General features: G+C 51.1%; 14 protein-coding genes. 5 read left to right on the forward strand and 9 right to left on the reverse strand.

Annotated elements, in window-relative coordinates:
• Positions 1–135: 135 nt before the first annotated feature.
• The 3 genes from WN16_RS06280 (at position 136) to WN16_RS06290 (ending at position 3002) form a co-directional block, all read left to right on the forward strand.
• Positions 136–1113, forward strand: coding sequence for a TRAP transporter substrate-binding protein (locus WN16_RS06280; RefSeq protein ID WP_003839604.1), 978 nt, complete (start codon positions 136–138; stop codon positions 1111–1113).
• 62 nt (positions 1114–1175) lie between these two features.
• Positions 1176–1685 (forward strand): TRAP transporter small permease, encoded by a 510-nt coding sequence (locus WN16_RS06285; protein ID WP_003839606.1) that lies wholly within the window; start codon positions 1176–1178, stop codon positions 1683–1685.
• Positions 1686–1715: 30 nt separating this feature from the next.
• On the forward strand, positions 1716–3002 hold the full coding sequence (locus WN16_RS06290; RefSeq protein WP_003839607.1) for a TRAP transporter large permease: 1287 nt from the start codon (positions 1716–1718) through the stop codon (positions 3000–3002).
• A 91-nt stretch (positions 3003–3093) separates the two neighbouring features.
• Here WN16_RS06290 and ridA read toward each other — a convergent pair whose 3' ends face one another.
• The 4 genes from ridA to WN16_RS06315 form a co-directional block, all read right to left on the reverse strand.
• On the reverse strand, positions 3094–3480 hold the full coding sequence (gene ridA / locus WN16_RS06295) for a 2-iminobutanoate/2-iminopropanoate deaminase (protein ID WP_000047544.1): 387 nt from the start codon (positions 3478–3480) through the stop codon (positions 3094–3096).
• Between the two features lie 200 nt (positions 3481–3680).
• A complete protein-coding gene (gene pyrI / locus WN16_RS06300; RefSeq protein WP_003025816.1) occupies positions 3681–4142 on the reverse strand; it encodes an aspartate carbamoyltransferase regulatory subunit in 462 nt (153 codons plus the stop codon).
• Between the two features lie 13 nt (positions 4143–4155).
• Entirely contained in the window at positions 4156–5091 is a 936-nt protein-coding gene (gene pyrB / locus WN16_RS06305; RefSeq protein ID WP_003025818.1) for an aspartate carbamoyltransferase, read from the reverse strand.
• The gene (locus WN16_RS06315; protein ID WP_230131637.1) at positions 5084–5233 is read right to left on the reverse strand and encodes a hypothetical protein; all 150 of its coding nucleotides are present in this window, start codon (positions 5231–5233) and stop codon (positions 5084–5086) included. The genes pyrB and WN16_RS06315 overlap by 8 nt, the downstream gene beginning before the upstream one ends.
• Here WN16_RS06315 and WN16_RS06320 point away from each other — a divergent pair.
• Positions 5209–5331, forward strand: a complete 123-nt coding sequence (locus WN16_RS06320; protein WP_085951582.1) for a hypothetical protein — start codon at positions 5209–5211, stop codon at positions 5329–5331. The two genes, WN16_RS06315 and WN16_RS06320, sit on opposite strands and share 25 nt — an antisense overlap.
• On the opposite strand, the gene WN16_RS06325 is transcribed toward WN16_RS06320, so the two are convergent.
• The 5 genes from WN16_RS06325 to arcA all read right to left on the reverse strand — a co-directional run bounded on the left by WN16_RS06325 (position 5328) and on the right by arcA (position 10635).
• Entirely contained in the window at positions 5328–5807 is a 480-nt protein-coding gene (locus WN16_RS06325; RefSeq protein ID WP_003839609.1) for an arginine repressor, read from the reverse strand. The genes WN16_RS06320 and WN16_RS06325 overlap by 4 nt on opposite strands.
• Before the next feature lie 144 nt (positions 5808–5951).
• Entirely contained in the window at positions 5952–7355 is a 1404-nt protein-coding gene (locus WN16_RS06330) for a YfcC family protein (protein ID WP_003844905.1), read from the reverse strand.
• Positions 7356–7410: 55 nt separating this feature from the next.
• Positions 7411–8415, reverse strand: coding sequence for an ornithine carbamoyltransferase (gene argF / locus WN16_RS06335; RefSeq protein WP_044699139.1), 1005 nt, complete (start codon positions 8413–8415; stop codon positions 7411–7413).
• A 57-nt stretch (positions 8416–8472) separates the two neighbouring features.
• Positions 8473–9405 carry a carbamate kinase gene (gene arcC, locus WN16_RS06340; protein WP_044699137.1) on the reverse strand — a complete coding sequence of 311 codons (933 nt, stop codon included), beginning with the start codon at positions 9403–9405 and terminating at the stop codon, positions 8473–8475.
• A 9-nt stretch (positions 9406–9414) separates the two neighbouring features.
• Positions 9415–10635 carry an arginine deiminase gene (arcA, locus tag WN16_RS06345; protein ID WP_003025834.1) on the reverse strand — a complete coding sequence of 407 codons (1221 nt, stop codon included), beginning with the start codon at positions 10633–10635 and terminating at the stop codon, positions 9415–9417.
• A gap of 672 nt (positions 10636–11307) precedes the next feature.
• Here arcA and WN16_RS06350 point away from each other — a divergent pair.
• Complete coding sequence (locus WN16_RS06350; protein WP_003839618.1) at positions 11308–11760, forward strand: YhcH/YjgK/YiaL family protein; 453 nt, start codon at positions 11308–11310, stop codon at positions 11758–11760.
• The last annotated feature ends 104 nt before the right edge of the window (positions 11761–11864 follow it).

An 11864-nucleotide genomic window follows, 5' to 3' on the forward strand; every position in this document is an offset into this window, starting at 1 on the left:
AAATTGTTACACCAGTTAGTCTGCGCAGGTAACGTCGTTAAGAAAGTTTCTCGCTGCCCGTTTTTAATTCCGGCAGTCATTTGCTCTGCAAGCTATTCCTGTTAATGGATATTATGAACTTCTGGAGAAGGACAAATGAAACTGACAAAAAACCTGTTAAGTCTGTGTATTGGCGCGTCTGTATTACTGGCGAGTCATGCAACGCTGGCACAAACCTTTCGCGCCGCAGATGTGCATCCGGCTGATTACCCGAACGTTGTTGCCGTGAAACATATGGGGGAAAAACTTAGCGCCGCTACCGAAGGTCGTCTGGAGATTAAAACCTTTCCCGGTGGTGTGTTAGGCGACGAAAAACAGATGATTGAGCAGGCACAATTAGGCGCTATCGATATTATTCGTGTCTCAATGACGCCAGTCGCCGCTATTCTCCCTGAAATTAACGTGTTTACCCTGCCATATATTTTCCGTGATGAAGACCATCTGCATAAGGTTCTCGACGGCATGATTGGTCAGGAGATTGGCGACCGCCTGACGGCCAACGCCAAATCGCGGCTGGTGTTCCTCGGCTGGATGGATGCCGGAACGCGCAACCTGATCACCAAAAATCCAGTGGTGAAACCGGAAGATTTACACGGTATGAAAATCCGTGTTCAAGGGAGTCCGATAGCGCTGGATACCCTGAAAGCGATGGGCGCTAACTCCGTTGTCATGGGCGTCAGTGAAGTATTTAGCGGTATGCAGACCGGCGTTATTGATGGCACGGAAAATAACCCGCCAACGTTTGTTGCGCATAACTATTTGCCGGTCGTGAAAAACTATACCTGGAGCAAACACTTTATTATTCCTGAGCTTTTTCTGTTCTCGAAAGCCAAATGGGATAAGTTAAAAAAAGAAGACCAGGACCTCATTATTAAACTCGCCAAAGAAGCACAGGTAGAGCAACGAAAACTTTGGCAGGATTATAATGCAAAATCACTGGAGACCATGAAAGCCAACGGCGTTCAGTTCCACGATATTGATACGGACTATTTCTATAAAGCCACGCAGTCAGTGCGGGATAATTATGGTAAAGACCACCAGGATTTGATCAAACGAATTCAGGATGTGAAGTAATTCATCAGGTGGAGGATATCAACCCTCCGCCTGAATCTTTTGATTAATTCGAGGTGATGATTATGGGTGAATGCTATTCATCGGTAATGGATTTTCTTTATCGGGTGTCAATGTGGATTGCCGGTATCGCATTATTAGTCATGGTCGCCATTATCCCCATTGGTATATTCGCGCGTTATGTTCTGAATAACGCCCTGTCATGGCCTGAACCCGTCGCTATTCTGTGTATGGTGACATTCACCTTTATTGGCGCGGCGGTGAGCTATCGTGCAGGCTCGCATATCGCGGTAAGTATGGTGATTGACCGTCTGGGTGATGCTTCCCGCCGTTATTGCTCTGTAATCGCTGACGTTATGTTAGTGGCGATAAGCCTTTTTATCCTCTGGTACGGAACCAATCTCTGTCTTGAGCTGTGGGGACAGCCCGTGGCCGAATTCCCGCTTTTAAGCGCCGGGCAAAACTACCTTCCATTGCCGATTGGCTCTGCCATAACGCTGCTGTTTATCGCAGAAAAGATTTTCCGTGGTCCGCAGTACCAACGTCCCGTTGTCATGCTGGGATCGACCAGCTAGTTACCGCCCCCATTTCAGAAAGGAAAGCAGATGGATGCATTTATTCTCGTCTTTACGCTCGGCATTATGCTGGCAATTGGGGTACCGGTAGCGTACGCGGTAGGGATTAGCGCCATCATTGGCGCCTGGTACATTGATATTCCGCTGGAAGCGGTGATGATCCAACTGACCAGCGGGGTGAATAAGTTCTCCCTGCTGGCGATCCCGTTCTTTATTCTGGCCGGGGCTATTATGGCCGAAGGGGGAATTGCGCGGCGACTGGTGAACTTTGCCTATATTTTTGTTGGCTTTATTCGCGGCGGACTGTCGCTGGTAAACATTGTGGCATCAACCTTTTTTGGCGCTATTTCTGGATCGTCTGTAGCGGATACCGCATCCATTGGTTCGGTAATGATCCCGGAAATGGATAAAAAAGGTTATCCGCGCGACTTTGCCGCGGCGGTAACGGCCAGTGGTTCGGTGCAGGCGATTCTTACGCCGCCCAGCCATAACTCGGTTATTTACTCGCTGGCTACAGGCGGAACGGTGTCGATTGCCGCACTGTTCATCGCCGGGATCCTGCCGGGCCTGCTGTTAAGTTTCAGTCTGATGGTAATGTGCGTGGCTTTTGCGCACAAGCGCGGTTATCCAAAAGGGGAACGCGTACCGTTTCGCCAGGCGCTGAAGATTTTCGTCGATACGCTGTGGGGCCTGATGACGGTTGTGATCATCATGGGCGGCATCCTGTCAGGTATCTTTACCGCGACGGAATCTGCGGCGATTGCCTGCCTTTGGGCCTTCTTTGTCACCATGTTTATCTATCGTGACTATAAATGGTCTGAGCTGCCAAAGCTGATGTTCCGCACGGTGAAAACGGTCACGATCGTCATGATCCTGATAGGCTTTGCCGCTGCGTTCGGCGCCGTTATGACCTATATGCAGTTGCCGATGCGTATCACTGAAGCTTTCACCAGCATCTCGGACAACAAATACGTCATTCTGATGTGCATTAACATCATGCTGCTGCTGATCGGTACGCTGATGGATATGGCACCGCTGATCCTGATTTTGACGCCGGTTCTGCTGCCAGTGACCAACGCGCTCGGCATTGATCCAGTCCATTTTGGCATGATCATGCTGGTGAACTTAGGGATCGGCCTTATTACGCCACCGGTAGGGTCGGTGCTGTTTGTGGCCAGTGCGGTGAGTAAGCAGAAAATAGAGCAGGTGGTAAAGGCGATGCTGCCGTTCTACCTTGTGCTATTCCTGGTGTTGATGTTGGTGACGTACATTCCGGCGATTTCGCTGTTCCTGCCGAAATTGTTTGGCGTGATGTGATAAATGCCCGGTGGCGCTCACGCTTACCGGGCCTACAAACTACGCTTGCGTAGGCCGGATAAGGCGAAGCCGCCATCCGGCACAAGGAGACTTAGCGACGAACGGCGATCGCTTCAATCTCGATTTTCACGTCTTTCGGCAGACGGGCAACTTCTACGCAAGAACGCGCCGGGAAGGTCGCGTTGTGCTCGGTGAAGAATGCTTCGTAGGTCGCGTTTACGGTGGCGAAATCGTTCAGGTCTTTAACGAAAACGGTCGTTTTTACGATGTCGCCCACTTTCAGGCCTGCTGCTTCAACGATAGCTTTTACGTTTTCCAGCGACTGACGTGCCTGAGCGGATACGTCTTCCGCTACGGCACCGGTTTTCGGATCGACCGGGATCTGACCGGAAGTGATTACCATGCTACCCAGGTCAACGCCCTGAACGTATGGGCCGATTGCTGCTGGTGCATTTTCCGTCGCGATAGTCTTGCTCATGATTTCTCCTGAATTTACAGCGGTAGTAGAATGTTCCCGCCCATTATACACGTCATCCTTCACACTGCCTCTTCGTTGGCTACGTCCTCTTACCCTGGTCACATAGTTTACTATGCTCCCAGTGATAATCGGACTTGCCGCCTCGATGCATTGCGAATGCTTATGTGTAACGGGAGCCGGGATCTCATAACCAACCCCAATTAGTTGGCCAGCACCACATAATGCGAAAACTCTTTTTCACAGTATTTGCATTTGAGTGCGATGTCATCGGCACGTTTTTTCACTGCAAAACTGGAAGAAACCGGCTCAGCATGACTGATGCAGTTGCTGTTCGGGCAAACCAGCACGTTATCGATACGCTCAGGCAGGCTCGGACGTGATTTACCCACTACGTCGTAATCGTCAATGCGGTTTACCGTTGCCTGCGGGGCGTACAGGGAGAGCTGGTTTACCTGCTCGTCGGTCAGGAACGTGTTTTCGATTTTAATCAGATCCTTACGGCCCATCTCGCCAGACGGCAGGTTCAGACCGATGGTGATACGTTGGTCGGTTTCCGTCAGTTTGAACAGCGTCAGCAGCTTAAAACCAACCTGTGCGGGAATGTGGTCAATCACGGTGCCACGTTTGATGGCTTCAACCTGCAGTTTGTTATCGTGTGTCATCTTTTTTTCTCCCTTACAGTGCCAGTTCGCTATTCAGTACCAATGCCAGTAACGCCTGGCGGGCGAAGATGCCGTTGCCAGCCTGCTGGAAATACCAGGCGTGCGGCGTCTTATCGACGTCGGTGGTGATTTCATCGATGCGCGGCAGCGGATGTAGCACCTTCATGTTTGCTCTGGCGCCGTTCAAATCGCTGGCGCGCAGGACAAACTGTGCTTTCACGTTGGCGTATTCGGACGGGTCCAGACGCTCTTTTTGTACGCGGGTCATGTAGAGGATATCGACCTCCGCCATCACCTCTTCGATAGTGCCGTGCAGGCTCCAGGCGATACCTTTTTCGTTCAGCATATCCAGAATGTATTGCGGCATGGCCAGTGCGTCCGGGGCGATGAAGTAGAAACGGTTACCTTCGAACTTCGCCAGCGCCTGGGTCAGGGAGTGGACGGTACGGCCATATTTCAGGTCACCCACCATGGCGATGTGCAGATTGTCCAGGCGACCCTGCGTTTCCTGAATGGTAAACAGGTCCAGCAGCGTTTGGGTGGGATGTTGGTTGGAGCCGTCGCCTGCGTTCAGTACCGGAACGTTACCGGAGAACTCCGTAGCCAGACGTGCGGCGCCTTCCTGCGGATGACGCATGACGATGGCGTCGACATAGGTGCTGATGACGGAAATGGTATCGGCCAGGGTTTCGCCTTTTTTGCCCAGCGACGTGTTGCTGCTGTCAGAAAAACCCACCACGCTGGCGCCCAGGCGGTGCATGGAGGTTTCAAAGGATAAACGGGTGCGGGTTGACGCTTCAAAGAAGCAACTGGCGATAACCTTATGCTTTAACAGCTCCGGCTGTGGGTTAGCTTTTAATTTCGCCGCCGTCGCGAGGACCAGATTGAGGTCATCGCGGCTGAGGTCGTTTATGGAAATGATGTGTTTTTGATAGAGCGGGTTAGCCATGTTTATCTCCTGACGCCTGGGCAAAAAAAAAGCCCCTCAATTGAGGGGCTCGGAATGGGTGATCAACGGAAAGAAAAACGGCAGGCCAGCGTCCTTTTTCAGACGCGGTAAGACAAAATGTCGTACACACTGAACCATACATCCTCCCGGCAAATTGTCCGCGATTATACTCAGCTCCGTTATGGGATCAAGCGGAAAATGCACAATTTATTCACCGCAAACGGTTCTTATGAATTTTAATTCATTTTAAATAGATAGTTAATCTGCTTGTGCACCAGCCCCGTTCGCTGCACAACTCGCGGCGCAACCCAGACAATACTGCTGCCAGCGATGACACCCAGAATCTCTGGTAACGCGTGGTAATCGAGGATTCTGGCAACGGCACGGCCATAACCTGCCGCCGTGTGGATGAGGATAAATTCGCTATTGTGCTCAACGCTGACCACCATTTCAGCAATCGATCGGGCAGCATCAGGAGCGGGGCGCGACTGCGGATTTACAGAATAAATTTTTTGCCCTTTTGTATTTCTTATTTTTATAGCCCCGAGTAGTTTCAGCAGACGGGATACCGTTGACTGGCTAATTCCGGTAAAACCATGGTGTTGGAGATCGCGGCGAAGCGCTTCCTGAGAAAGGTAGCTTTTTTCGCTAATCAGGCGCTGACAAATCGCCAATTGTTTCTGCTCTTTGGTCGAGTAATCATCGAATTCCTTCATAAATACACCCTAAGTTTATCATTTGTATCAATGTGATGGCGAAATTCACCACATTTGCAGTATCAATAACGGCTCAAACGGGCGGTTGCGCAGAAAAACGAGAATGCGCTCAAAAAAGCCGTCGGGATCCGACGGCTAAAAGGGCTACAACATCGCGCCGATACTCAGGACGGCCATGTTCAGTAACGTCAAAATGAGCAGGAGCGGGGCGACCCATTTCAGGTAGCGCACGTAAGGAACACGGGCGATGGCTAACCCACCCATCACGACGGCTGAGGTGGGTGTAATCAGATTCACAATGCCGGAAGCGGATTGATACGCGGTGACGACCAGATCTCTCTGTACATGCGCGAAGTCGGCCAGCGGGGCCATAATGGGCATCGTGAGCACCGCCAGGCCAGACGAGGAAGGGACCAGGAAGGAGAGCAATACTTCCAGCCAGTAGGTTACATTGATGAAAATGGTGGTGGACAGACCGGAGACTAAATTTTCGGCGCTGTGCAAAATAGTGTGGGTGATCATGCCGTTGTCCATCACCACCACGATACCGCGTGCAATGCCGATAATCAGCGCCACGCCAAGCAGATCCCGCGCACCGTCAATGAAGGTACTGGTGAAGGCTTCTTCACTCATGCGGGCAATCACGCCGACGATAATGGCAGAACCCAGAAAGACTGCGGATATTTCTGCCATCCACCATCCGAGTACCGCGACGCCATAAATCATTACCGCAAAGGCGGCGGCGAATATCAGCAGGATCCACTTACGCGTGGCTGTGAATTCAAGATTGGTATTGCCGCGATTGCCGAGAAAATGCGCACGGTTTTCCTCCATTTTATCCGCCACAATCGACAACTCCGGGTGATTGCGGACTTTGCGCGCATAACGCATGACCCACACCACACAGATAACATAGCCGACGATCAGCAGCAGAATGCGCATCAGCATTCCCTGGGTGAAGGGGATCCCGGCGGCGTTAGCCGCGATAACCGTTGCGAAAGGGTTGATTGTCGAGCCGAGTGTGCCAATGCCCGCGCCGAGCAGAACGGTGGCGGCGGCAACCAACGGATCAAAGCGTGCGGCCATCATGACCGGAACCAGCAATGTGTAGAATGGGAGTGATTCCTCCGCCATCCCGTAAATCGTACCTCCGGCGGCGAAAAGCCCCATTAGAATGGGGATCATCCACTCCTCTTTACCGTTCAACCTGACCGTCACGCGCTCGATACCTGCGTCGATGGCGCCTGTTTTGTTTACTACGCCGAGAAACCCACCAATAATCAGGACAAACAACGCCACATCAATTGCGCCTGCGGTATAGGTTTCGTGGTTGTAAAGACCGTCAATCGGGGCCAGCAGTACAGCGGTAAAACCTTGCGGGTGCGCCTCTGTGGGGGCATAAGTACCGGCAACTGGCACTTCTTTGCCCAGAGTAGCATTCATCGCCATCTGGTATTTCCCTGCCGGGACTATCCAGGTCATAACCGCGACGAGTGCAATGAGAATAAACAGGATGGTATATGCGCTGGGAAATTTGAATTTGCCCATGATGTTCTCCGGATAGCTTGGGCATATGCCGTCAGGCGACATACGCCCGCTGGGGTTAGTCGCCGAGGGTCGCTACCATTACCGCTTTAATGGTATGCATCCGGTTCTCTGCTTCGTCGAAGACGATGGAATGAGCTGACTCATAAACCTCTTCCGTGACTTCAAGCCCTTTCAGGCCGTAGGCCATTTCGATTTCACGTCCAACCTTTGTGTGCTCGTTATGGAAGGCGGGCAGACAGTGCATAAATTTCACATTGGGGTTACCGGTTGCGTTGATGACCCGCTGGTTAATTTGATAGGGCGTCATCAGGCTAACGCGTTCTGCCCAGGCTTCTTTGGGTTCGCCCATAGAGACCCAGACATCGGTGTAGAGGAAATCGACGTCGTATACGCCTTCCTCAACATCCTCTGTGAGCGTAATGCGTGCGCCAGTCACGCTGGCAATTTCACGGCATTCGGCAACCAGCGCCTCGTCAGGCCAGAAGGATTTAGGTGCGACCAGACGGATATCCATCCCCATTTTCGCTGCGCCAACCATCAGCGAATTACCCATGTTATTGCGGGCGTCACCGAGATAAGCGAAACTCAGTTCCGGCAAGGTTTTACCCGGGGCGTGTTCCAGCATGGTCATCAGATCCGCGAGGATTTGGGTGGGGTGAAATTCATTTGTCAGTCCATTCCAAACAGGAACTCCGGCAAATTGCCCCAGTTCCTCCACAATGTCCTGGCCGTATCCGCGATATTCAATGCCGTCGTACATGCGGCCTAGCACGCGGGCAGTATCTTTCATTGATTCTTTATGGCCGATCTGCGATCCACTTGGGCCGAGATAGGTCACCTGTGCGCCTTGATCGAAAGCGCCGACTTCAAAGGCACAGCGGGTACGGGTTGAGGTTTTTTCGAAGATCAGCGCGATATTTTTACCGACCAGCGTCTGTCTTTCGCGCCCGGCCTTTTTTGCCGTTTTTAACTCGATAGCCAGATCGATCAGGTACTGGATTTCCGTCGGGGTGTAGTCCAGCAGTTTGAGAAAATTGCGATTTTTCAGGTTAACAGTCATGAAAATGTCCTTATGTAGGCCGGATAAGGCGAAGCCGTCATCCGGCAAAAAAAAGTCCTACGCGTTAGCGTCGGTGGTTTCGAGACGAATTAGCGTGCCTTTGTCGCCGGCGAGAATGGCCGAGCCGTCGGCCAGTGAACCGATGCCAGCAATCCCACGACAGTGAGAGACGAATTCCGCGCAGGCGGTGACTTTGGGGCCCATTGAACCGGCGTCGAATTGCATTTCACCGAGCAGTTCCGGGGTGACCTGGGACAGTGGGCGCTGGGTAGGTTTGCCCCAGTCGAGGTACACGGCATCAGCATCGGTGAGGATCAACAACGCATCGGCATGGAGTTGGCGGGCGAGCAGGGCGGCGGAGAGATCCTTGTCGATCACTGCTTCAATGCCGTGGAAGCCATCGGCTTTTTCCACCACCGGTACGCCGCCACCGCCGTTGCAAATCACCAGATGATCGCGGGCGATCAATGTGCGAATAGCATCACTTTCAACGATACGTTTGGGTTGTGGAGAGGGCACAACGCGACGGAACGCTTTACCATCGGCTTTGAAAATCCAGCCTTTTTCCGCGTGTAGCGTTTTAGCCTGAGCGTCGTCGTAAATCGGTCCGATATATTTGGTCGGATTACTGAAGGCTGGATCGTGGGCATCGACTTCAACCTGAGTCAGCAGGACGCTGATTTCACGTTGCGGCAGCTGGTTTTTCAGAGCTTGTTGCAGCATATAGCCAATCATTCCCTGACTTTCCGCACCGAGAATGTCGAGCGGATAAGGGGTGACGCGGTCATAAGCGCTGTTCTGTAACGCCAAAAGTCCAACCTGTGGGCCATTGCCGTGCACCAGAATCACGCGCCATTGCTGTGTGAGCTGAGCGATAGTCTTTGCCGCCAGCTCAATGTTCTTGCGCTGGATGTCAGCTTCCAGCGGCTCGCCGCGTTTGAGCAGCGCATTGCCGCCCAACGCCACAACCAGAGTAGGTTTGTTTTCCATGACTTTTCCTTAAATACCGTCGCGTTCCAGTGGGCAGCTCATGCAGCGTGCGCCGCCGCGTCCACGTCCAAGTTCGTCGCCAGGAATGGGTAAAACGGTGATGCCCGCTTTGTCGTATTTCTCGTTGGTCCAGATGTTGCGCTCATAGCCCACGACCACACCGGGGCGTAGCGTCAGGACGTTGTTGGCGTCATTCCACTGTTCGCGTTCAGCTTCGAAGGCGTCGCCCCCGGTGGTTATCAGCGTGATTTGGTCGAGGCCCAGCGCTTTTTCGAGGGCATGTACCAGAGTACTTTCCTGGGTGCGTTTCAAGCCGCCGCGCCCGTCTGGCGTCAGGGTCCAGCACTGGACATCCGGGCGTACCACTTCCGGGTAGACGGAGAAGGTATCGATATCAATGTGGGTCATGACGGTATCGAGGTGCATACAGGAGCGATGTTTCGGCAGTTCAACCGCGATGACGCGTTCAGCCTGGCGATGCTTAAACAGCGACTGGGCAAGGAATTCAATGCCCTGCGGCGTGGTGCGTTCCGACATACCGATGAGCACCGCGCCGCGACCAATGACCAGCACATCCCCACCTTCTAATGTGGCGTGGTCGTAATTAATATTTTCATCGCCGAAATATTTAATAAATTCACCATCAGCAAATTGAGGGTGCCAACGGTAGATCGCCCGCAGGTTATTGGTTTCTCTTTGTCGCGCGGTTTTTGCCATTGGGTTAATTGACACACCGTTATATATCCAGCATGAGGTGTCGCGGGTAAATAAGTGGTTTGGTAATGGCTTCATAATAAAGTCATTAATATCGTGAGTATCGACCACCATATTTTTGATTGAGGCAGGAATTTCTCCGTAGGTTAGCCCACCGCTTAAATGCCGGGCGAGTTCCCGGTGCTGCATATCTGCAAGCCAGGCGCGAATATCCGTGGCGAAAGCGGGGCCAAGGCGATAATCAGAGATTTGTGTCTCCAGCAACCAGTCTTTGGCATCTTGGACATCTAAGGTTTGTGTCAATAAATCAGTGAGTAACAGAACCTCAATCCCTTGCTGACGTAACGTGTTGGCGAAAATGTCATGCTCTTCTCCTGCACGTTCTACCGAAAGAACATCATCAAAAAGTAGTTCCTGGCAATTTGATGGTGTCAGCCTTTTTAAGCTGAGATTAGGGCGATGTAGCATTACGCTACGTAATTGACCGATTTCAGACCCGACATAATGCTTTTCCATCATTATTCCTTTAATACTATTTTAAAAAATAAAGAGGATGTGCCTGCAAATAATATTTATTGCAGTCATGACTTTTCAGCTGATTTCGGAATCTATATTTAGATCTTATTTGATGAGGAAACGTGATTTATTTCACAGTCAGGTCGATATTTGACTTTTGATGTTTAATTTATGATATGGCTCGGAGAATTAATAAAATAAAAACATGAATAATTGAATTACTACGCGGGAATATGTCTTGTTATTTATCGGTGTTAATTTTATGTACACTTTTAGTGTGCTGCAATATAAGTAATGCATTGATTTGTTTGTGTTTTTTTCTGTATTGTGAATTATTATGCGAATATATGATTTTATTATTTGCGCGGTAAAGTTTATTTCAAAATAAATATGACGATGAAGAAGGATTGCGAAGGAGAGGTGAACTGTGATCGATAGCTGGTTTTTCTAATAAATCCTTTAATAACAGTATTTTACTGATCTTGTTGGAAAAGGGTAGCCGAAAGTTATGCAAAGTTTATGCATAACCTGTGGCTGAGAGTTAGCAATTATTTAACACCATCAGCGATAAACATGCGTTGACGCAAAATATCGGCAAATAGCAGTAGTATGGCAGGCCGTTTTTTCGTATAACAACTAAAATGAAACGATGTTTTAATTAAGGGGTTTGAGATGATTGTTGGCAATATTCACAACCTGGATGCCTGGCTGCCGGAAGAGCTGCGTCAGGCAATTGAACACATTAAAGCGCATGTGACGGATGCGACGGAAAAAGGTAAGCATGACATCGACGGCGATCGTCTGTTTTATCTGATTGCCGAAGATATGACGGAGCCGTTTGCACAGCGCCGCGCCGAGTATCATGCCCGCTATCTGGATATTCAGATCCTGCTCAAAGGCCAGGAAGGAATGACCTTCAGCACGCAGCCTGCGGGCGCACCGGAAACTGACTGGCTGGCGGATAAAGATATCGCCTTCCTGCCGGAAGGGGTACAGGAGAAAACGGTGGTGCTGAACGAAGGTGATTTCGTGGTGTTCTATCCGGGTGAAGTGCATAAACCGCTGTGCGCGGTCGGTGCTCCTGCGCTGGTACGCAAAGCCGTGGTGAAAATGCAAGTGGCATAAGCGTATTTGCCGGGGGCGGCTTCGCCTTGCCCGGCCTACGAGAGCGCGGTTGTAGGCCGGATAAGATGCTTAGCATCGCCATCCGGCATTCTTTTCATCCATGC

The organism is Citrobacter sp. ABFQG, from assembly GCF_004322975.1.
GTDB lineage: Bacteria > Pseudomonadota > Gammaproteobacteria > Enterobacterales > Enterobacteriaceae > Citrobacter > Citrobacter freundii.

Bases quoted from the DNA above. Each gene is read 5' to 3' on its own strand.
- argF (WP_044699139.1), bottom strand. From the start codon at position 8,415: ATGACTGTTAACCTGAAAAATCGCAATTTTCTCAAACTGCTGGACTAC.
- arcC (WP_044699137.1), bottom strand. From the start codon at position 9,405: ATGGAAAACAAACCTACTCTGGTTGTGGCGTTGGGCGGCAATGCGCTG.
- pyrB (WP_003025818.1), bottom strand. From the start codon at position 5,091: ATGGCTAACCCGCTCTATCAAAAACACATCATTTCCATAAACGACCTC.
- WN16_RS06330 (WP_003844905.1), bottom strand. From the start codon at position 7,355: ATGGGCAAATTCAAATTTCCCAGCGCATATACCATCCTGTTTATTCTC.
- arcA (WP_003025834.1), bottom strand. From the start codon at position 10,635: ATGGAAAAGCATTATGTCGGGTCTGAAATCGGTCAATTACGTAGCGTA.
- WN16_RS06285 (WP_003839606.1), top strand. From the start codon at position 1,176: ATGGGTGAATGCTATTCATCGGTAATGGATTTTCTTTATCGGGTGTCA.
- pyrI (WP_003025816.1), bottom strand. From the start codon at position 4,142: ATGACACACGATAACAAACTGCAGGTTGAAGCCATCAAACGTGGCACC.
- WN16_RS06325 (WP_003839609.1), bottom strand. From the start codon at position 5,807: ATGAAGGAATTCGATGATTACTCGACCAAAGAGCAGAAACAATTGGCG.
- WN16_RS06315 (WP_230131637.1), bottom strand. From the start codon at position 5,233: ATGTATGGTTCAGTGTGTACGACATTTTGTCTTACCGCGTCTGAAAAA.
- ridA (WP_000047544.1), bottom strand. From the start codon at position 3,480: ATGAGCAAGACTATCGCGACGGAAAATGCACCAGCAGCAATCGGCCCA.
- WN16_RS06290 (WP_003839607.1), top strand. From the start codon at position 1,716: ATGGATGCATTTATTCTCGTCTTTACGCTCGGCATTATGCTGGCAATT.
- WN16_RS06320 (WP_085951582.1), top strand. From the start codon at position 5,209: ATGTCGTACACACTGAACCATACATCCTCCCGGCAAATTGTCCGCGAT.
- WN16_RS06280 (WP_003839604.1), top strand. From the start codon at position 136: ATGAAACTGACAAAAAACCTGTTAAGTCTGTGTATTGGCGCGTCTGTA.
- WN16_RS06350 (WP_003839618.1), top strand. From the start codon at position 11,308: ATGATTGTTGGCAATATTCACAACCTGGATGCCTGGCTGCCGGAAGAG.